The organism is Roseivivax sp. CAU 1761 (genome assembly GCF_054482755.1).
In genome coordinates this window covers 1-18275 of record NZ_JBTLRM010000011.1, presented here as the reverse complement: position 1 = coordinate 18275, position 18275 = coordinate 1, and the positions used below count along the sequence as shown (strand labels likewise).

Annotated in this window: 20 protein-coding genes and 1 pseudogene; 3 read left to right on the top strand and 18 right to left on the bottom strand. The window is 65.9% G+C overall.

The window, feature by feature from the left end:
- Window positions 1-51: 51 nt before the first annotated feature.
- The 10 genes from ACXYMW_RS08935 to ACXYMW_RS08890 form a co-directional block, all read right to left on the bottom strand.
- Window positions 52-1095, bottom strand: a complete 1044-nt coding sequence (locus tag ACXYMW_RS08935; RefSeq protein WP_459034969.1) for an enoyl-CoA hydratase/isomerase family protein — start codon at window positions 1093-1095, stop codon at window positions 52-54.
- Window positions 1096-1365: 270 nt separating this feature from the next.
- The gene (locus ACXYMW_RS08930; protein ID WP_459034968.1) at window positions 1366-2247 is read right to left on the bottom strand and encodes a LysR family transcriptional regulator; all 882 of its coding nucleotides are present in this window, start codon (window positions 2245-2247) and stop codon (window positions 1366-1368) included.
- A gap of 102 nt (window positions 2248-2349) precedes the next feature.
- The gene (locus tag ACXYMW_RS08925; protein ID WP_459034967.1) at window positions 2350-3915 is read right to left on the bottom strand and encodes an acyl-CoA synthetase; all 1566 of its coding nucleotides are present in this window, start codon (window positions 3913-3915) and stop codon (window positions 2350-2352) included.
- Window positions 3916-3918: 3 nt separating this feature from the next.
- Window positions 3919-4935 (bottom strand): zinc-dependent alcohol dehydrogenase family protein, encoded by a 1017-nt coding sequence (locus ACXYMW_RS08920; protein WP_459034966.1) that lies wholly within the window; start codon window positions 4933-4935, stop codon window positions 3919-3921.
- Between the two features lie 3 nt (window positions 4936-4938).
- The gene (locus tag ACXYMW_RS08915) at window positions 4939-6123 is read right to left on the bottom strand and encodes an acyl-CoA dehydrogenase family protein (RefSeq protein ID WP_459034965.1); all 1185 of its coding nucleotides are present in this window, start codon (window positions 6121-6123) and stop codon (window positions 4939-4941) included.
- Entirely contained in the window at window positions 6120-7070 is a 951-nt protein-coding gene (locus tag ACXYMW_RS08910; RefSeq protein ID WP_459034964.1) for a branched-chain amino acid ABC transporter permease, read from the bottom strand. Before ACXYMW_RS08910 ends, ACXYMW_RS08915 begins: the two co-directional genes overlap by 4 nt.
- A 2-nt stretch (window positions 7071-7072) precedes the next feature.
- Window positions 7073-7930 (bottom strand): branched-chain amino acid ABC transporter permease, encoded by an 858-nt coding sequence (locus ACXYMW_RS08905; protein WP_459034963.1) that lies wholly within the window; start codon window positions 7928-7930, stop codon window positions 7073-7075.
- A 97-nt stretch (window positions 7931-8027) separates the two neighbouring features.
- Window positions 8028-9266: an ABC transporter substrate-binding protein gene (locus ACXYMW_RS08900; RefSeq protein ID WP_459034962.1), complete on the bottom strand. Its 1239-nt coding sequence runs from the start codon at window positions 9264-9266 to the stop codon at window positions 8028-8030.
- A 72-nt stretch (window positions 9267-9338) separates the two neighbouring features.
- On the bottom strand, window positions 9339-10040 hold the full coding sequence (locus tag ACXYMW_RS08895; protein WP_459034961.1) for an ABC transporter ATP-binding protein: 702 nt from the start codon (window positions 10038-10040) through the stop codon (window positions 9339-9341).
- Complete coding sequence (locus ACXYMW_RS08890) at window positions 10040-10807, bottom strand: ABC transporter ATP-binding protein (protein ID WP_459034960.1); 768 nt, start codon at window positions 10805-10807, stop codon at window positions 10040-10042. The genes ACXYMW_RS08895 and ACXYMW_RS08890 overlap by 1 nt, the downstream gene beginning before the upstream one ends.
- Before the next feature lie 144 nt (window positions 10808-10951).
- Between ACXYMW_RS08890 and ACXYMW_RS08885 the strand changes: the two genes are divergently transcribed.
- A complete protein-coding gene (locus ACXYMW_RS08885) occupies window positions 10952-11839 on the top strand; it encodes a LysR substrate-binding domain-containing protein (RefSeq protein ID WP_459034959.1) in 888 nt (295 codons plus the stop codon).
- Window positions 11840-11986: 147 nt separating this feature from the next.
- Here the strand turns inward: ACXYMW_RS08885 and ACXYMW_RS08880 are convergent.
- Window positions 11987-12711 (bottom strand): IS5 family transposase gene (locus tag ACXYMW_RS08880; protein WP_459034958.1). Its coding sequence is split into 2 segments (ribosomal slippage): window positions 11987-12421 and window positions 12424-12711, totalling 723 coding nucleotides; the frame shifts between segments, so codons are not numbered across the junction.
- A gap of 100 nt (window positions 12712-12811) precedes the next feature.
- Here ACXYMW_RS08880 and ACXYMW_RS08875 point away from each other — a divergent pair.
- Window positions 12812-12969: pseudogene (locus ACXYMW_RS08875) on the top strand (integrase core domain-containing protein); the annotation flags it as partial.
- Between the two features lie 81 nt (window positions 12970-13050).
- On the opposite strand, the gene ACXYMW_RS08870 reads toward ACXYMW_RS08875, so the two are convergent.
- The 4 genes from ACXYMW_RS08870 to ACXYMW_RS08855 all read right to left on the bottom strand — a co-directional run bounded on the left by ACXYMW_RS08870 (window position 13051) and on the right by ACXYMW_RS08855 (window position 15622).
- On the bottom strand, window positions 13051-13185 hold the full coding sequence (locus ACXYMW_RS08870; RefSeq protein ID WP_459034957.1) for a hypothetical protein: 135 nt from the start codon (window positions 13183-13185) through the stop codon (window positions 13051-13053).
- Window positions 13186-13290: 105 nt separating this feature from the next.
- A complete protein-coding gene (groL, locus tag ACXYMW_RS08865) occupies window positions 13291-14919 on the bottom strand; it encodes a chaperonin GroEL (protein ID WP_459034956.1) in 1629 nt (542 codons plus the stop codon).
- 45 nt (window positions 14920-14964) lie between these two features.
- Window positions 14965-15252: a co-chaperone GroES gene (locus ACXYMW_RS08860; protein ID WP_459034955.1), complete on the bottom strand. Its 288-nt coding sequence runs from the start codon at window positions 15250-15252 to the stop codon at window positions 14965-14967.
- Between the two features lie 133 nt (window positions 15253-15385).
- The gene (locus tag ACXYMW_RS08855; protein ID WP_459034954.1) at window positions 15386-15622 is read right to left on the bottom strand and encodes a hypothetical protein; all 237 of its coding nucleotides are present in this window, start codon (window positions 15620-15622) and stop codon (window positions 15386-15388) included.
- Between the two features lie 150 nt (window positions 15623-15772).
- Between ACXYMW_RS08855 and ACXYMW_RS08850 the strand changes: the two genes are divergently transcribed.
- Window positions 15773-16507 (top strand): Crp/Fnr family transcriptional regulator, encoded by a 735-nt coding sequence (locus ACXYMW_RS08850; protein ID WP_459034953.1) that lies wholly within the window; start codon window positions 15773-15775, stop codon window positions 16505-16507.
- Between the two features lie 53 nt (window positions 16508-16560).
- On the opposite strand, the gene ACXYMW_RS08845 is transcribed toward ACXYMW_RS08850, so the two are convergent.
- The 3 genes from ACXYMW_RS08845 to ACXYMW_RS08835 form a co-directional block, all read right to left on the bottom strand.
- Window positions 16561-16749, bottom strand: a complete 189-nt coding sequence (locus ACXYMW_RS08845; RefSeq protein WP_459034952.1) for a hypothetical protein — start codon at window positions 16747-16749, stop codon at window positions 16561-16563.
- A 210-nt stretch (window positions 16750-16959) separates the two neighbouring features.
- Complete coding sequence (locus ACXYMW_RS08840) at window positions 16960-17280, bottom strand: hypothetical protein (RefSeq protein ID WP_459034951.1); 321 nt, start codon at window positions 17278-17280, stop codon at window positions 16960-16962.
- Between the two features lie 89 nt (window positions 17281-17369).
- Complete coding sequence (locus ACXYMW_RS08835) at window positions 17370-17795, bottom strand: hypothetical protein (RefSeq protein WP_459034950.1); 426 nt, start codon at window positions 17793-17795, stop codon at window positions 17370-17372.
- Between the last annotated feature and the right edge of the window lie 480 nt (window positions 17796-18275).

The window sequence follows — 18275 nt, the reverse complement described above, 5'->3', positions numbered from 1 at the left end:
CCGCGCGCCGTGCGGGACGCGGTCGGGCCGACCCTCGCGGGGGGAATGGTGTCAGGCCCGATCCGGGCCGTCGAAGTTCAGTTCGTCCTTGCCCAAAGGCGCAAGAAGCGCGTCGACCGTCCCGGGCTCCGGCGGGCTAAGCCGGGGATGGCGCCACTGCGGCGCCAGGTCCTTCTCGACGATGATGGCGCGCAAACCTTCAAGGAAATCCGCGTGCTGCTGGCAGCGGAACGTGAAGCGATGTTCGAGCGTCAGCGCCTCGCGGATGCCGCCGCCGCTGTAACGGGCTTGCAATTCCAGCGCCGCCACCATCGCAAGCGGGCTCGATTTGGCGATCCGTGCCAAGGCCGTGCGCGTGAGCGTTTCGGCGGACACCTGCAGCCGGGCGATCACCTCCGCCAGTCCGCCGGGGGCAAAGCAGCGGTCGATCTCGGGCCGGGCGGCCTGCAACCGCGACGGCCCCGGCGCTTCGGCAAATCGCGCGACCTGCCCGGCATCGCCGGTGGTAGCGACTGCGGCGACAAGTTCGGTCCAGCGATCGCGCGGGACGTAATGGTCGGCAAAACCGGTATAAAGCGCGTCCGCTGCATCGAGCCTGTACCCGGTCAGCGCGAGATAACGTCCGAGTGCGCCCGGCGCCTGCGTCAGAAGCTTGGTGGCCCCGACATCCGGGACACCGCCGATGCAGCATTCCGGCATGCCGAGCCATGTCGTCTCGGCCACCACCCGGTGCGAAACGTGACAGCCGAGCCCGACCCCGCCGCCCATGGCAAAGCCCTGCATCAGTGCCAGCACGGGCTTGGGATATTCCGCAAGTTGCGCGTTCAGGCGGTATTCGGCCTGCCAGAAGCGTTGCGCGACGCGGTGGTTCCCCGCCCGCCCCGCGCGATACAGCGCGCGCATGTCGGCCCCGGCACTGAACGCGCGCTCGCCCGCAGCCTCGATCAGCACCGCGGCGACGGCGCCATCGTCGCGCACCTGGTCCAGCGCAGCGGTGATCTCGAGGCACATCTCCAGCGTCAGCGCGTTGAGCGCCTCAGGCCGCGTCAGGGTGATGCGCGCCAGCCTGCCATCGATGCGCGTGGCGATGTCCACCAAACCACAACCCTCCCGTAGCAAGGCACCGTTTACCGGTGCCGCCTCGATTGACCGGTGCGCGGCGCTGCCGCGGCTCCGCGCCACCCCTCCCGTGGCGGCCGCACTGCCATCGGTGCCGTGGCAGCGTCGTTTTCGGGCAGCCTAGCCTTGCGAAACCACTGCAGCCATATGAGATTCAGCGAAGTAGAGTTGCAGAAAATCGGGTGCCGGTCAGAGGCGCCAAGCGGCCCACGGCAGGCGTCGAGTGTGCGCTGCCGCGGGCTGCGTTTAGCGGGCGGCATCGTTGGCGCGAGCCCGCAGCCGCGCGATCTCCTGGCTCAACTTGACCTGGAAGATCTCCACCAGCGTGTCGATCAGCTGCCCGTCCTTGCGCCGCGACACCAGGTAGTAGCTGCGCGGAATGTGGAACTCGGGCAGCAGTCGCACGAGGCCGGGGGCCAGCGAGAAGGCGAAATCGTGCAGCAGGCCGGCGGCCCGGCCTTCGCAGATCCACTGCCATTGCACCATCACCGAGCTCGAACGCAGCATCGGCTCGCTCTCGCGGTGCTCTTCAGGGATATCGAGCCCGGGGTCGAGCAGTAATTCCGGCACATAGCCCGCAAGCGGCAGACCAGCGAGGTCGACCTCGCCGTCGCCGAGAAGGCTGCGATGCGCGGCGAAGATCAAGTTATACTCCGCCACCGGCTGCACCACTGTACGCTTGTTGCCGGGCGGATTGACCGCGACCGCTATATCGACCTCGCGCCGCAGCAGGTCGAAGCCCCGGCCGTGCGGGATCACCTCGAGGCACAGCGACGGGTTGGCGGTTTGGATGTCGGCGCAGATCTGTGGCAGCAGAAAATTGGCGCAGCCGTCCGGGGCCCCGATCCGAACGGTGCCCCGCAGGTCGCTGTCGGGGTGACCGTCGCCAGGCACAATGTCCTGCGCGATGGTCTCGATCTTCTGGGTGTCCTGCAACACCCTTTCGCCGAAATCGGTGACCACGACCCCGCGCGAGGAGCGTGCGAACAGCGCCGTGCCCAGCGTCTCCTCGAGCCGCCCGATGCGCCGGCTGACGGTGGCGGTGTCGAGCGCCAGCGCCTTGGCCGCCGGCGTGATGCCGCCCTGCCGCGCGACCGCGGCGAATACCCGAAGATCGTCCCAGTTCATGTCGGCACACCTGGCTGGCCGCGGTTCGGATCGTTCCGGTTTTGTCGGTGCCCGGCGCCGCACATGCAAGCTGCGATCTTCGGACGCCGGTCGGTCACCATGTCAGCCGGGGCCGCTCCGTCGGTCCTGCCAATACTCGTCCCTTAGCTGGCGCTTGTAGAGCTTGCCGGCGGCGGAGCGCGGCAGCTGCGCCCGGAAGTCCACGCCGCGCGGGCATTTCAGTGCCGACAGGCGGTCGCGGCACCACACCATCAACTCCTCGGCCAGCGCCTCGGAGCCGGGGCGCTCGGGCACCGTCTGCACCACCGCCTGCACCGCCTCGCCGAACTCCTCGTGCGGCACCCCGAACACCGCGGCGTCGAGCACCGCGGGATGGCCCAGCAGCACGTTCTCGGTCTCTTGCGGGTAGATGTTCACTCCGCCCGAGATGATCACGAAGGACTTGCGGTCAGTCAGGTAGAGATAGCCTTCCGCATCCAGCCGGCCGATATCGCCGAGCGTGGTCCAGCCCTGCGAGTTGCGGCTGGCGGCGGTCTTGGCCGGGTCGTTGTGATACTCGAATTGGTGACCATTCTCGAAGTAGATCTCCCCCTCCGCCCCTGGTGGCAACTCCTGCCCGGCCTCGTCGCAGACATGCAGCACGCCGAGCTTGGCCCGGCCGACCGAGCCGGGATGCGCCAGCCATTCGGCGGAGTCGAGCGCGGTGAAGCCGTTATTCTCGGTCCCGGCATAGTATTCGTGGAGGATCGGCCCCCACCAATCGATCATCGCGCGCTTGATCTCGACCGGGCAAGGCGCGGCGGCATGCACCGCCACCTGCAGCGACGAGACGTCATAGCTGCGGCGCAGGGCATCGGGCAGTTTCAGCAGGCGCACGAACATCGTCGGCACCCACTGGCTGTGGGTGATCCGCTGCGTCTCGATCTGGCGCAGCGCCTTCTCGGCGTCGAACCGGTCCATCACGTGGACGCTGCCGCCGGCCTTGATCGTCACCATGGCGTGGCGCAGCGGCGCCGCGTGGTAGAGCGGCGCGGGGCAGAGATAGCGCGTCTCGCGGCCGTAGCCGAACAGCCCGCAGAGCAGATCGATCAGCATGGTGCGGCCGCCCGGCGGGGTGTCGGGCATCGGCCACTTGATGCCCTTGGGCCGCCCGGTGGTGCCGGAGGAATACAGCATGTCGAGGCCCTGCGCCTCATCAGCCAGCGGCGTGTCGGGCTGGGCGGAGACCAGCGCCGCCCAGTCGGCACAGCCGGTAGGCACCCGGCCCACTGCCAGCCGGACCGGAGCGGGGGTGCGCCCGTCGGCGGCCTCAGCAGTGCACAGCTCCTCCGCGAAGCGGTCGGAAGCGATGATCGCGCGGGCGCCACAATCGACGGCGATATAGGCGATCTCGGGCGGCGCGAGATGGGTGCTGGCGGTGGTGTAGTAAAGGCCGGCACGCTCTGCGGCAAAGCAGATCTCGAGGAATTCGCGCCGGTTCTCCATGACAACGAGCAGGTGATCGCCGCGCCGGAGGCCGAGGCTGCGCAGCAGATGCGCGCCCTGGTTGGCGCGGGCCTCCAGCGCGGCGAAGCTCACCGTCTCGCCGGTCGCGCACATCCGGAAGGCGAGGCGCTCAGGGTCCAGGCTGGCCCAATGGCGGGTGTGAAAGATGCCGGTATTCTCCATCGCTTAGAACCGGATCGTGGTTTTGCCGAAGCCATCGCCGGCGCGCAGATGCTCGAGCGCGGCGCGCAGGTCCTCGAAGGCGAAGCTCTGCCCGAGCACCGGACGGATGCGGTGCTGCGCCATCGCCGCCAGCATCTCCTCGAGGCCGGCGCGGGATCCCACGGTGACGCCCTGCAGCCGCACCTGCCGGGCGACGATCGGGCCCAGCGAGGCCGCCATCTCGAGCCCCGAGAGCACGCCGATCATGGCGATCGTGCCGCCCGGCCGCACCGCCTTCAGCGAAAGCGGCAGGGTCTCGGCGCCGCCCAGTTCGACCACCAGGTCGAAGCCGCCGCGCGCTGCCGTGATGTCGCGGCTGGCCTTGGCCCAATCCGGCGTGCTGCGGTAATTGATGCCGGCATCGGCACCCAGCTCGCGGGCCCGCTCGAGCTTTTCGTCGCGCGACGAGATCACCGTGACATGGGCGCCGGCCAGCTTTGCGAAGGCCAGCGCGAAAAGCGCCACGCCGCCGGTGCCCTGCACCAGCACGCGGTCGCCCGGGCGCACCGCGCCCTGGGTGACGATGGCGCTCCAGGCGGTCAGCGCGGCGCAGGGCAGGGTGGCGGCCTCGTCGTCGCCAAGGTAGTCGGGCACCTTCACCACGCCGTCCTCGGAGAGGCAGACGAGCTCTGCCATCACGCCGTCCAGCGGGCCGCCGAGGGCCGAGGCGAAGGAGGCCGCGCTCGGCGCGCCGCCCTGCCAGTTCTGGAAATAGGTCGGGCAGACGCGGTCGCCGGCGGCGACCCGGGTCACCTCTGCTCCGGTCTCCACCACCGTGCCGACCCCGTCGGAGACTGGGATCAGCGGCAGCGTCCCGGTGGCCCGGCCATAGCCGCGCTCCGGCACGATAAGGTCGCGCGCGTTCAGCGCCGCGCGCGCCATCCGGATCAGCACCTGCCCGCGGCCCGGACGCGGCGCGTCGCGCTCGGCCACCCGCAAGTTGTCGATGCCCCAATCGTCCTCAATCTGGAAGACACGCATGTCCTACCCCGTCTGTCTGTGTGGTTGGGTGGCCCGGGCCACCTGTTCGAGCAGCATTTCGGTCGAGCCATCGACCAGCGCCGCGATCTGCGCGGCGCCGAGATGCCGGGCCATCGGATGCTCGGGCCGCAGCCCCTCGGCGCCCATGGCATGCAGCAGCGCCGGCAAGTGGGTCTGCGCCGCCGCCACCGCGCTGAGCTTGGCCTGGGCGGCGAGCAGCCGGGCCTCGGCGCCGGTCTCGACCGCGGCCACCGCGCGGTCGGTCAGCGCCTCGGCGGCGGCGAGGTCGGTCGCCGCGCGGGCCAGCGCCAGCCGCCAGGCCTGGTGCCCGGCCAGCGGCCGACCGAAGCTGTGACGCGTGGCGCCGTAACCGGCCGCCCGGTCGAGCGCCGCCCGCAGCATGCCGCAGCACATCGCGGCGACATAGGCGCGGGCGCCGTTGAGCTCGTCGAGGATGGCGCGGAAGGCGGTGCCGGGCGGCAGCAGCATGGCTTCGGCCGGCACCGCCACCCCGGACAGAACGAAGCCGCCGGTGCCGGCGCTGGCCTGCGCGAAATCGGAACCCAGCGCCCGCCGCCGGCAGCCCGGCGCGGTCAGGTCGACGAGGAAGGCGGCGATGCCGTTGCGGTCGCCGGGCTGGCCGCATTGCGCGTAGACGATGGCCAGCGCGGCGTTGCGGGCATTGACGATCCACACCTTCTCGCCGTCGAGCAACCAGCCGTCACTGCTGCGCACCGCGCGCATCTCGAGCGCGCCGGCATCCGAGCCGGCGGCAGGTTCGGTCAGCGCGGTGCAGGCCGCGGTCTGGCCCCAGAGCAGCGCCGGCAGATGCGCCGCGGCGAGCGGCGCGGGGGCGCTCTCGGCGATCCGCCGGGCGGCGTTGTGGGTGTTGACTAGCGACATCGCGAAGCCGAAATCCGCCGCTGCGAGCAGCGCGCAGGCTCGCGCCTGAACGCGGAAGCGCAGGCCGAGCCCGCCGGCCGCCCGCGGCACGCAAAGCCGCGTCAGGCCGAGCTCTGCCGCGCGGTGCTGCAGCGCCGCCTCCGGCGCCTCACCCTTGCTCCAACGCGGCGCCGCCGGCGCCACCTCCGCAGCGGCGAAGGCCGCGATCCGGTCCAGCAGGGTGGCCTCCTCGGCCTCCACGCCGGCGCTTCCCGCAGCGGCCGGGGCGGGGGACTCGCCGCTCATCGCCGTCCTGCTCGGCGGCCGAGGTCGCGCAGCAGGCCGACGATGCCGCGCGGCATGAAGATCGTCGCGAGGATCAGGATCAGCCCGTAGAGAATCAGCCGGAAGCTGTCTGCGAAGCGCAGGTATTCCGGCAGGAAGACAACGATGAAAGCGCCGATTACCGGCCCGGTCAGGGTGCCCGAGCCGCCGAGGATTACCGCGAGGATGGCGTCGAGCGACTGCGCCACGCCGAAGATCTCGGGATTGATGAAGCTTTGGTAATGGGCGTAGAGCGCGCCGGCGAGGCCCGCGAACATCGCCGAGGCGACGAAAGCGAATAGCTTGTATTTCCACACCGCGATGCCGATCGAGCCGACGAGGTCCTCGTTCTGGCGGATAGCCACGAGGATCTGGCCGATGCGCGAGCGCACGATCAGCGCCGCCAAGAGGGTCACGGCCACCGCCACTGCAAGCACGAAGTAATAGTAGACCTCGCGGTCGTGGAAATCGATCAGCGCGCCGCGCCCGAAGCCGGGTTTCGGGATGCCGGTGATGCCGGCCTCGCCCTGAGTCAGGGCGGTGAAGTTCAGCAGCACGATGAAGATCACCATGTTGAAGGCAAGCGTGACGATGGCGAAGTAATGGCCCTTGACCCGCAGGCTGGGATAGCCGGTGACCAGCGCGAAGCCGGCGGTGACCAGCGGCGCCAGCATGATGGTGACGCTGACCGGCAGGCCAAGATGCTGGCCCATCAGGGCCGAGGAATAGGCGCCGATGCCCATGAACCCGGCCTGCACGATGGAGACGTAGCCGGTATAGCCCTGGATCAGGTTCTGGCCCTGCGCCACGATCACCCAGACCAGCGCGAGGATGGCGAGGTGCAGGTAGTATTTCACCGCGATCAGCTGCGGCAGGGCGATGAACAGCACCAGCGCGGCGAGCGGTGCGAAGCGTGCGACGGTCTTCATGCTCATGCCCTTCCCATCAGGCCCTGCGGGCGCAGCAGCAGCACCGCGATCATCACCACGAAGGCGATCACGTCCTTGTAGGCCGAGGACAGGAAGCCCGCGGCCAGCGCCTCGGTGACGCCCAGCACGATGCCGCCCACCACGGCGCCGGGGATCGAGCCCAGGCCGCCGAGGATCAGCACCGCGAAGCCCTTGATCACGAGGTTCTCGCCGACCCCGGGGGCGATCGCGAAGAGCGCGCCCACCATGACCCCGGCCGCGACGCCGAGCGCGGTCGACATGGCGAAGACCACCAGCGGGATGGTGCGCACGTCGATCCCCATCAGGATCGCCGCGTCGCGGTTCTCGGCCACGGCGCGGATCGCCTGACCGGTCTTGGTCTTCTCGACGAAAAGCGTCATCGCGAGGATCAGCGCCGCGGCGGCGAGGATCACGTAGAGCCGCAGTTCCGGCAGAGTGACGCCGCCGACCGCGATCACGCGGTTGAAGCTGGTGGGGATCACCACCTGCTCGGCACCGAAGAGCTGCAGGTTGATGCCCTCGACCATCATCGTCAGGCCAAGCGCGACGATGAAGGCGTTGATATGGCTGGCATTACGCACCGGCCGGTAGGCCAGCAGTTCGATCAGCACGCCGAGCACCAACCCCGCGGCCAGCGCCAGCAGGATCGACAGCGCCAGCGGCACGCCCTGCTGGGCGACCAGGAAGAAGGTCAGGTAGCCGCCGAACATCGACACCGAGCCATGCGCGAAATGCGCGATCCCGAGGATGCCGAACACCGTGGTGAGGCCGAGCGCGATGAGGACATAGACCCCCCCGATCGCCACGCCGTTTATGATTTGCTGGAAGATTTCGATCATCAAGGGGTCTCCGCTCGGCCTGGTCCGGGCCGGCCGCTGACAGGTCGCATCGCGGGGTCGGGGGGGAGGTGCGGGCGGCACGGGCCGCCCGCCAGGCTCACTCGTCGAGCGTCGAGAGGAAGGCGGAATAGGCCTCCGGGTCCGAGGGCAGGTCCTGCACATAGGTCCAGGCCCCGTCCTGCCACTGGAAGGCGCCGTTCTCGGTATAGGCCTGGCCGTTGGCGTCGAACATCCGGCCGCCCACCGGTAGGTACTGCATCACCACCTCGTCGGGGACCTCGAGCTCGCGGATTGCCGCCGCCACCGCGGCGGTGTCCTCCACCGTGCCGGCAGCCTCAAGCGCGTGCTTGAGCACCCAGGTCTGGTCGTAGGCATAGGGCGAGCTGGGCGACGGCGAGCTGCCGAATCGGGCGCTGTAGTTCTCGTGATAGACAGTGCCGTTGGGGCCCGTCGATTGCAGCGTCAGCTCGGTCGGCCGCAGGTCCCAGACGCCCTCCATCTGCTCCGATGTGGCGACCCGCAGGAACTGCTCCTCGCTGCCGCTGGTGAAGCCGTAGCGCGGGATATCCATGCCCAGCTCGACCGACTGACGGTAGACGAAGGCGGCCGGCTCGACATAGCCCACCACCAGCAGCGCATCTGGCGCCATCTCGCGGATCTCGGTCAGCTGCGGGGTCATGTCGCGGTCCTTGGAGGCAAAGACCTCGCGGGTGACGATCTCGCCTCCGCCCTTGGCGAACTCCTCCTCGAAGGCGTCGACATAGCTGGCGTAGAACGAGATCTCGAGCGCGCCCAGCACCGCCACTCGCTTGTGGCCCTGCGCCGCCACGAAGGCGCCGGCGGCGGCGCCGGTGTAGTCGGCCGGCGGCCGGGTGCGGGCGAGGTTGGGGATCTCACGCGTGGTAATCGAGCGCTCGGCGGCATTGCCGACCAGCATCACCGCGTCCTCGTATTCGATGAACGAGGCGACCGCGCCGGTGGTGCCCGAGCAGCAGAAGCCGAGGATGTACTTGGCACCGTCGCGGTCGATCAGCTTGCGCACCGCATTGGTGGCCTCGGTCGGGTTGGCCTTGTCGTCATAAGCGACGACCTCGAGCTTGTAGGTCTCGCCGTCGACCGACACGCCGCCGGCGGCGTTGATCTCGTCGGCGGCCATCTGCACCGCGTTGGCCTGCGGCAATCCGTAGACCGCGGCGCCGCCGGTTAGCGCATCCGCGACGCCGATGGTCAGCGTCTCCTCCGCCGCCGCGCTGCCGGCGCCAAAAGTCAGCGCCGCGCTGCCGGCGGCCAGGGCCAGCGCCGCGGTGCCGGCCGGGATCCAGGATCGTGTCGTCATGTCGGGTCTCCTCCCGTGTTGCATGGTCGGGCGCGGCCGGGGTCTCCCGTCCCCGGTGCCGGGCCCGGTCGATCAGTGGCCGAGATACGCCTTGGCGACCTCGGGATGCTGTCGCAGCTCGGCGCCGGTGCCCTGCAGCACGATCTCGCCGGCCTCGAACAGGTAGGCGCGGTCGGCCAGCCGCAGCGCCATCAGCGAGTTCTGCTCGACCAGCAGGATGGTCATGCCCATCGCCTTGATCCGGGCGATGGTCTCGCCGACCTCGGCAACGATCTTCGGCGCAAGACCGAGCGACGGCTCGTCGAAGATGCAGAGCCGGGGCCGCGCCATCAGCGCGCGGGCGATCGCCAGCATCTCCTGTTCGCCGCCCGACAAGGTGCCGGCATCCTGCCCGGCGCGCTCGCGCAGGATCGGGAACATGTCCATCATCCGCGCGACATCGGCCCCCTGCTCGGCATCGCGGCGGGCATAGGCGCCCAGCCGCAGGTTCTGCAGCACGGTCATGCCGGGAAACACCTGCCGGCCCTCGGGGCACATGGTGATGCCGGCGCGGACGATGGTGTGGCCGCTGCGGTTGGTGATCTCCTGGCCGGCAAAGCGGATGCTCCCGGCGCGCGCCGGCAGCAGGCCGCAGACCGCCTTCAGGGTCGAGCTCTTGCCGGCGCCGTTGGCGCCGATCAGCGCCACGCATTCGCCCTCCGAGACGTCGAGATCGATGCCGTGCACGACCTCGATCGGGCCGTAGCCGGTGCGCAACCCGCGGATTTCCAGCATCACGCGGCCTCCCCGAGATAGGCATCGATGACGGCGCGGTTCTCTCGGATCTCGGCCGGCGTGCCCTCGGCGATCAGGGCACCGAAATTGAGCACCGCGATGCGGTCGCAGACCTCCATGATCAATGCCATGTGATGCTCGATCACCAGCACCGCGACGCCGCTGTCGCGGATCCGGCGGATCATGTCAGTGAGCACCCGGCGCTCATGCGCCACCATGCCGGCGGCGGGTTCGTCCAGCAGGATCACTTTGGGCGCGGCGGCGAGCCCGGTGGCGATCATTAGGAAGCGCTGCTGCGCCGCTGAGAGGGTGGCGATCTCGCGTTCGGCGAGCTCCTCCAGTCCGGTCAGTTCGAGCGCCTGGTCGACCCGCGCCTCGACCTCAGCGGTCTCGCCCGGGTGCCGCCCGAAGCCGAAGGCCGAGGCGATCGGCCGCGACCGACGCGTTGCCTCGCATCCCAGCCGGATCTGCTGGCGCACGGTGAATTCCGGGAACACGCTGGCGGTCTGGAAGGTACGGGTCAGGCCGCGCGTCACCCGGTCCCATTCCGGCAGCGTATGGATCGGCGCGCCGGAGAGGCGGATTTCGCCAGAGCTCGCCGGGAACAGCCCGGCCAGGGTGTTGACGGTGGTCGATTTGCCGGAGCCGTTGGGCCCGATGAGCCCCAGCACCTGGCCGGGCGCGACCGAGATGCTGAGATCGCGGAGCGCCCGCACGCCGCCGAAGGACTTGCAGAGGTTGCGCACCTCCAGAACCGCGTTCGACATCTGGCCTCCCCTGCCGTTGTGTCGGTCAAGGCGGACGTTAGAAGCACGGCGACGTGACGTGAAATACAAAGATTGGGGCTCTATATCGAATTATTGGATGGCTACGGTCGACTGAATCAACCCGGCCGGCGAGGCCCAACAAACATGTCCCGGATCAAGAATATTAAGTCTCTGCAGGTATTTGAAACGGTGGCTCGGCTCCGCAGCGTGACGGTGGCGGCACAGGTTCTGAACGTCAGCCAGAGCTCGGTCAGCTACCATATCAAAAAATTGGAGGACGAGATCGGCGCACCGCTGTTCGAGCGGCGCCCCGACGGGCTGGTGGCGACGCCGCGCGGCACGGTCCTAGCCTCGCATGTTGAGCGCGGGCTGGCGACCCTGCAGGCCGGGCTCGAGCGGGTCAGCGAGCAGGCCGAGGTAGTCCGGGTCGCGGTGCTGCCGATGTTCGCGAGCCGCTGGCTGTCCTCGCGGCTGGGCAGTTTCTGGGAGGCCAATCCGTCGCTGCAGCTGACCTTCCAGAACCACAACAACAGCTATGTTGATCTCGGGCGGCCGACCGAGTTTGCCGATCTCGGGGTGCAATGGGGCCGCGGCACCTGGCCCGGCTTCGACGCGATCCGACTGTGGTGCGAGCGTATGGTCATCGTTTGCAGCGCGGACTACCGCGCGCGCCACGACCTGCGCACGCTGGCCGATGTGCGGCGCTGCACGCTGCTGCATGTCGACGACGACCAGATGTGGGCCGAATGGTTCAGCAACGCGCAGCTCGAAATGTCGTCGACCCAGCGCCAGATGACGCTGGAGGACCGCCATTTCCAGCTCAGCTCGACGGTGAACGGGCTCGGCGTGTCGTTGTTTGCCCGGAGCATGATCCAGAGCGAGTTGATGAGCGGGGCGGTGGTTAACCCGTTCGAGCGCAGCTTCGCGACGTCCTTCGCGTATTACCTCGCGATCCCGAGCAACGCCGTGCTGTCGCCCTCGGCCAGCCTTTTCAAGACCTGGCTCCTGGACCTTTGCCAAAGCCTGGAATGACGACGCGGGAGGGAAGGAGCGCCATGCAAGATCGCCCTTGAGTTCGCTCTTTCCAAATATTTCGGCTTGTTGGGACCGAAGGTAGAATTGCTGATCAGCGGCAATCGTTGAGGTACGAGTCCGTAACACATAATTTAGGGTCAGGACTCATAGCCAGTAGATGACGGTCGCAGCGAGCGCGATTGCCGAGAGGAAGACTTTCGGACACCGATCATAGCGGGTGGCAACCCGGCGCCAGTCCTTGATGCGGCCGAACATGATCTCGATGCGGTGGCGGCGCCGGTATCGGCGCTTGTCGTATTTGATCGGGGCCGTGCGCGACTTGCGCGGCGGAATGCAGACGCGAATTTCGCTGTCTGCCAAAGCTTTACGGAGCCAGTCGGCATCGTAGCCGCGGTCGGCAATCAGCCAGTTCGCCTGCGGCAACTGGCGCTTTAGCGCGAGCGCGCCTTTGTAGTCGCTGACCTGGCCGGCGGTCACCAAGAGGCGGACGGGGCGGCCCTGCCGGTCGGTCACGGCATGCAGCTTGGTGTTCATGCCGCCCTTGGTCCTGCCGATCAGGCGGCCACGCCCCCCTTTTGAAGGCTCAGGCTTGAGGCCGTGCGGTGTGCCTTCAGATATGTCGCGTCGATCATGATGGTCCGGTAATCGGCCTGCTCGGCGGCGAGCCCTTCCATGATCCGGGCGAACACACCCATGCGGCTCCACCTGATCCAGCGGTTGTAGAGTGTCTTATGCGGGCCGTATTCACGCGGGGCATCACGCCAGCGCAAGCCGTTGCGATTGATGAAAATAATCCCGCTCAGAACACGCTTGTCATCGACCCGCGGCTTGCCATGCGACTTCGGAAAGTAGGGCCGCAGCCGTTCCATCTACGCGTCGGTCAGCCAGAAAAGATCGCTCATCGTCAGCCTCCTTCGAGCGGAGGCTGAATCACGCAAAGCCGTGCTGATCAATGGGTCCTGAGCCTAGGCCTTCGTGAAGACCCTCAAGCGCGACTACGTCCGCGTCACCCCGCTGCCCGACGCCGCCACGGTACTCGGGCTCGTCCCCGCGTGGATCAACGACTACAACACCGTCCATCCACATTCCGCGCTGCCATGCGCTCGCCCATCGAGTTCGGATCAGCGCTCAACCCCGGTGAAACGGGGGGCACTCCACGCGGCCATCAGACTCCGTATTCAGTAGTAGCCAACCACCTGGCCCTTTCACTATTTTTTCTTGTGCTCACCGAGATTGGTCAAGGCTTTACCTTTATTGAAGTCGGCTGTTGCAACGACCTTTTCTTTTACCTTCTTAGGTTTCTTCGCTTCACGGTTGCCGCGTTGCTTGTTACCTTTGGTCATTTCCGTTTCTCCTGACTGTGAATTATTTTTCTGAACAGGTCGCGTTCATATCCATAAAGAATGTGATTTCTAGTTTTGGGCAACTTGATGAAAGGCAGCGTCCATTTACATCATTCCGCCCAAGTCGGATATTTTGCTACCGGCATCAGACTCCTTGGGCTTTTTCGCGACCATGGCTTCGGTCGTGATCAGTAGTCCGGCAATGGACGCGGCGTTTTCGAGTGCGATCCGGACAACTTTCGTCGGATCGATGACACCGGCCTTCAGCATGTCGCCGTATTCTTCGGTTTGAGCGTCGAAACCGAAGCTCCGGCTATCGTTCTCGATGACCTTACCGACCACGACCGATCCGTCGACCCCGGCATTTCTGGCAATCTGGCGCAGCGGTGCCTGGATCGCGCGCCGGACAATCTTAATGCCGGCATCCTGCTCGCTGTTCTCGCCCTTAAGCAATGCCAGAACCTTGCCGGCATGAACCAGGGCCACGCCACCGCCGGGCACGACACCTTCCTGGACCGCGGCGCGGGTGGCGTTCAGCGCATCTTCGACGCGGTCCTTGCGCTCCTTCACCTCAATCTGGGTTGCCCCGCCGATCCGAATCACGGCGATGCCGTCGATAAGCTTAGCGAGTCGCTTCTGCAGATTCTCCTTGTCGTAGTCCGAAGTAATCTCGTTGATCTGCGCCCGGATCTGTCTGCCGCGCGCCGCGATCGCCTCCTTGCCGCCGGCACCGTCGATGATCGTCGTGTCATCCTTGGTAATCGTGACCATTCTGGCGGACCCGAGCATGTCCATGGTGACATTCTCCAGCTTGGTGCCCATTTCCACGGAAATCACCTGGCCGCCCGTCAACACGGCGATGTCTTCCATCATCGCCTTGCGGCGATCGCCGAAGCCCGGTGCCTTGACGGCCGCCACCTTCAATCCGCCGCGCAGCTTGTTGACGACCAGCATCGCCAGCGCCTCTCCCTCGATATCCTCGGCCACGATCAACAGTTGCTTCTCGGCCTGAATCACAGCCTCCAGCAACGGCACCATGGATATGAGAGAGGTCAGCTTCTTCTCGTGAAGAAGGACGACGCAGTCATCCAGCTCGGCGATCATCTTCTGAGCATTCGTGATGAAATAGGGGCTCAGATAGCCGCGGTCGAACTGCATGCCTTCGACCACTTCAATCTCGGTCTCCAATCCCTTGTTTTCCTCGACGATGATTACGCCTTCCTTGCCGACCTTTGCCATCGCGTCGGCGATCTGCCGCCCGATCTCGAATTCTCCATTGGCCGATATGGCGCCGACCTTGGCGATCTCGTCGCTGTCGCCGACCGGTCGGGACATGGTCTTGATCTCGGCCACCACTGCGGCCACGGCCCTGTCGATTCCGCGTTTTAGATCCATCGGGTTCATGCCGGCGGCAACCGACTTCATGCCTTCCCGGACAATCGCATGGGCGAGTACGGTTGCCGTGGTGGTTCCGTCGCCAGCCTCGTCGTTCGTGCGCTGCGCGACCTCCTTGACCATCTGGGCGCCCATATTCTCGAAATGGTCCGACAGCTCGATCTCCTTGGCGACGGTCACACCGTCCTTGGTGATGCGCGGTGCACCCCAGGATTTATCGAGAATGACGTTTCGGCCCTTGGGGCCGAGGGTGATCTTGACGGCATCTGCCAGAGTCTGGATACCTTTCAGCATTCGGTCGCGGGCGTCGGTACTGAATCGAACTTCCTTGGCGGACATGGGTGTGGGTTCCTGAGACTGGGGTTGATGTGAAAGGTTTCGGACTCAGGTGATCACCCCGAGAATGCCGCTTTCCTTCATAATCAGAAGGTCTTCGCCATCGAGCTTGATTTCTGTGCCGGACCATTTTCCGAACAGGATCCGGTCGCCGGCTTTGACGTCCCTCGGGATGCGTTCGCCGTCCTCGCGCCTTTCCCCAAAACCGACGGAGACAACTTCGCCTAATTGAGGCCTCTCCTTGGCGGTATCTGGAATGATGAGGTCGCCCTTGGTCGTCTCGTCGCCGTCAATGTGGCGAACGAGGACCCGGTCGTGGAGGGGAGTAAATGACATCGACGTGCTCCTGGTCGAGGATCGTCGGGCGTAAGTACCTTGTTCGAATGCCCGGCTTAGATGAGCGCAAGGCGGCGACAACCTGGTGGGGCAATTCTTCGAGATTGCGGATCAAGACCGCCGCGGTATTGCATCATGAGCGTCGAACCGAGTTTCCGCCAGCGATGATCGCGTTGATTATTCCCGCGACGGCCCGGTGATTTTCCATGTCGAGTTCGGTGCCAACGGCATTCTCATGGGTCGCCGCAGCGTCGCGAAGAACCCCCACGATCTCGTGCTCCGGGAGCACCCCGCGATCGTTCATGGCAAGCAGGAGCGCCTCGCAGATTGACAGGGCGGCCTGGCCTGCATGTTCGCTCGCGGTCGACATCCTGCGTCCCTTCCGTGGCATCGTGATCCCCGGGGATGGCGAGGTTCAGATACATCCGTACTTCTCGCAGGAAGTGCTCTATGCTGAACTGATCCAGAGCAGTGTCCAGGCCGATTTCCACTCCTGCGTCACGTCACGCCGGGAGCCTCCATGACATCAGCCGAAGACAGCCCTCTTACCCGAAAGCTCTCGGCTTTCGTCGCTCTGTCGGAGATCGAACTGGCCGTGCTTGAACGACTGCACCAGCGTCGCCGCTCCTTCGTTGCGGGGCGTGACATGGTGCATCAGGGGCAGTCGGCTCGGGCCGCGTATATTTTGTCCGCGGGATGGGTCTGTTCCTACAAGCTGCAAGCCGACGGGACGCGGCAGATCGTCGATTTCCAGGTGCCGGGAGATTTCCTCGGGTTGCGGAGCGTCCTGTTGCGCACGTCGGACCACAGCTTCGAGCCCATCGTCGACATTGAGGCCGCCGAAGTGCAGACGAGCGATCTTCTCGATGCCTTCGAGCGGACGCCGCGCCTCGCGACCGCAATACTCTGGGCAGCGTCAAGGGACGAAGCGATGGTAGTGGAGCATCTCGTCGGGATCGGTCGCCGTGACGCTGAGGCCCGCATGGCGCATTTCCTGCTGGAGCTGGGATCGCGGCTGGCGTTGGTAGGCATCGGCAGCAGGGAAGGATTCGATTGCCCTCTGACGCAATACCACCTCGCCGATACGCTGGGGTTGAGCGCGGTCCATGTGAACCGCGTCCTGCGGCAGCTTCGCGAGAGTGGACTGGTGACCTTTCGGGGCGGCCGCGTGATGTTTCACGACTATGGCGGGCTGGTGGAACTTGCCGAGTTCGACCCGGCATATCTGGACCAGACCGGGCCGCTCCTGAAATGAAAGGGCCGCCTTGCTCAGCAGGCGGCCCCGGTGATAACGCCAGACGGTTGCGTTTACGTTAGGGCGCGGGTCGCCGCGTCGAGTTCCTTGTTGGTCTCGGCGTCGTTTTTTGCCGTGTTCGCCTTCTCGGCTGCATGGTAATGTTTCATCGCTGCAGCTTTTTTGGGTCCGGCGGGGGCGTTCACGCAAGCGGCTTTGACGGATTTCATCTTGTCGGCGGTCTTGATTTGTTCGGGAGTCATTGAATGTGTCCTTTCTGGACGCTCCGAGAATAAGAAGCGTGTCGGCATGTTGTCCTTTGGATCGACACGCCACACGCTTCTCAGGTGCTCAGAAAAACATGCACCACCAAATACTCGGCGGGCACGTCTCAACTGACAGGAGTCGGCGCCCCGCCGCACTGACGCAGGTTAGCCTCGACGCCTGCGGGAGGTCGGTTGCCCGTGCGCTTATCAATTCAACGCAGTTTGCTGGTGGGCAATCCTCAGCCAGGTGTCCTCATCATTGAGATAGGTAGAGGCACAGAGGGCCTTGTAGATCGGCACCTCGGGTTTTTCTGCCGAGACGCGATAGGTGAGAATGGCGATGTTATGACACCGCATCACGCGCCGTTCGGCCATGACAACGGTGCGCCAGCCGGTCCTTTCACGAAGGTGGGTCCAGATGTGATCGCCCTGGAGGATGCCGGGCGGATAGGGGAAGACCATGACGGCGTTGGTCGCAGTGGTTGCTCGCGCGTTGTCGGCGCCACTGGTCCAGAAGTGTTCCTCCATGTCCCAGAGAACGCTCTGTTCGCAAGGCGATAGCGTGCCGGACTCGTGTGCCGCATGTTCCGGTCTGCCCATGCTTGCAGTTGAGACGGTCATTCGCCTGACCCCGACCCGCCGACCATGAACATCTGAAACAGTACAAAGACGATCGCGAGCACCGCCCAGATCGCTCCGCTTGCTCCCGGGCGGCCATCGGCCATAGTCGAGGCAGAGCGCAGCAAGGCTGCTGACGTCGGTCCTTCGGGAAGCAGCTGGCTCAGGTCTCGTGCAATCCTGCCGTGATCACTGGCGAGCGCAGGAACGTCACGAAACCGGGCAAGCAGTGTTCTCAATCGCGCTTGCGCGGCGTCGCGCCCCAGCGTGACCAGTTCAGCGGTTTCCTTCCATGGATCAAGGCCAAGCCGCGCAAACGTGGAGAGTACAGTCACAGCATAGCCGTTCCGATCCTCGCCCACCGACGCATAGAGAAACCGATCGAACTCGGGTGGGTGCGGGTTAAGATAATTGTGGACGGCCATCGCCAATCCTTTCATAGGTTGCAGGAACGCAGATCGCCCCTGTTCCTCAAAGGATACGCGCAAGTCCGTCTCGCCGCCCTTACGCAGGTCAGTGCGGGCGACGGCCCTCAGGAACGTCGCAGGCGGTTCGGTGCCCTGGACTAACTTGCGTCAGCAACAGTCGGACGATCCCGAGGTACAAGGCGGCGACCTTGCCGTCATGAACGCGACCCTTCTCGCGGCCCGTTGACTGCTCTTGCGTCAGACCATGCCGGCTGAGAATGCGCAGCACGCTCGTGCGATTGACTGTCTCCAGTCATGCAAGGCTGTGTGGGCGAAACGGGGGACAGTTCAGGTCTCCAATCCCATGGTTACGATTGGAGTGCCCCCCATTTCACCGGACAGCCTGGCTGGAGTTGAGCGCTGATCTGAACTCGACGGGCGAGCGCATTGCCAGCGCGGAATGTGGATGGACGGTGTTGTAGTCGTTGAGCCAGGTGG

Excerpts from the sequence above, each read along its gene's own strand:
- ACXYMW_RS08835 (WP_459034950.1), bottom strand. The coding sequence starts at position 17,795 with ATGGCCGTCCACAATTATCTTAACCCGCACCCACCCGAGTTCGATCGG.
- ACXYMW_RS08890 (WP_459034960.1), bottom strand. The coding sequence starts at position 10,807 with ATGTCGAACGCGGTTCTGGAGGTGCGCAACCTCTGCAAGTCCTTCGGC.
- ACXYMW_RS08850 (WP_459034953.1), top strand. The coding sequence starts at position 15,773 with ATGACATCAGCCGAAGACAGCCCTCTTACCCGAAAGCTCTCGGCTTTC.
- ACXYMW_RS08860 (WP_459034955.1), bottom strand. The coding sequence starts at position 15,252 with ATGTCATTTACTCCCCTCCACGACCGGGTCCTCGTTCGCCACATTGAC.
- ACXYMW_RS08895 (WP_459034961.1), bottom strand. The coding sequence starts at position 10,040 with ATGCTGGAAATCCGCGGGTTGCGCACCGGCTACGGCCCGATCGAGGTC.
- ACXYMW_RS08840 (WP_459034951.1), bottom strand. The coding sequence starts at position 17,280 with ATGGAGGAACACTTCTGGACCAGTGGCGCCGACAACGCGCGAGCAACC.
- ACXYMW_RS08920 (WP_459034966.1), bottom strand. The coding sequence starts at position 4,935 with ATGCGTGTCTTCCAGATTGAGGACGATTGGGGCATCGACAACTTGCGG.
- ACXYMW_RS08900 (WP_459034962.1), bottom strand. The coding sequence starts at position 9,266 with ATGACGACACGATCCTGGATCCCGGCCGGCACCGCGGCGCTGGCCCTG.
- ACXYMW_RS08885 (WP_459034959.1), top strand. The coding sequence starts at position 10,952 with ATGTCCCGGATCAAGAATATTAAGTCTCTGCAGGTATTTGAAACGGTG.
- ACXYMW_RS08925 (WP_459034967.1), bottom strand. The coding sequence starts at position 3,915 with ATGGAGAATACCGGCATCTTTCACACCCGCCATTGGGCCAGCCTGGAC.
- ACXYMW_RS08915 (WP_459034965.1), bottom strand. The coding sequence starts at position 6,123 with ATGAGCGGCGAGTCCCCCGCCCCGGCCGCTGCGGGAAGCGCCGGCGTG.
- ACXYMW_RS08855 (WP_459034954.1), bottom strand. The coding sequence starts at position 15,622 with ATGTCGACCGCGAGCGAACATGCAGGCCAGGCCGCCCTGTCAATCTGC.
- ACXYMW_RS08870 (WP_459034957.1), bottom strand. The coding sequence starts at position 13,185 with ATGACCAAAGGTAACAAGCAACGCGGCAACCGTGAAGCGAAGAAACCT.
- ACXYMW_RS08845 (WP_459034952.1), bottom strand. The coding sequence starts at position 16,749 with ATGACTCCCGAACAAATCAAGACCGCCGACAAGATGAAATCCGTCAAA.
- ACXYMW_RS08905 (WP_459034963.1), bottom strand. The coding sequence starts at position 7,930 with ATGATCGAAATCTTCCAGCAAATCATAAACGGCGTGGCGATCGGGGGG.
- groL (WP_459034956.1), bottom strand. The coding sequence starts at position 14,919 with ATGTCCGCCAAGGAAGTTCGATTCAGTACCGACGCCCGCGACCGAATG.
- ACXYMW_RS08930 (WP_459034968.1), bottom strand. The coding sequence starts at position 2,247 with ATGAACTGGGACGATCTTCGGGTATTCGCCGCGGTCGCGCGGCAGGGC.
- ACXYMW_RS08910 (WP_459034964.1), bottom strand. The coding sequence starts at position 7,070 with ATGAAGACCGTCGCACGCTTCGCACCGCTCGCCGCGCTGGTGCTGTTC.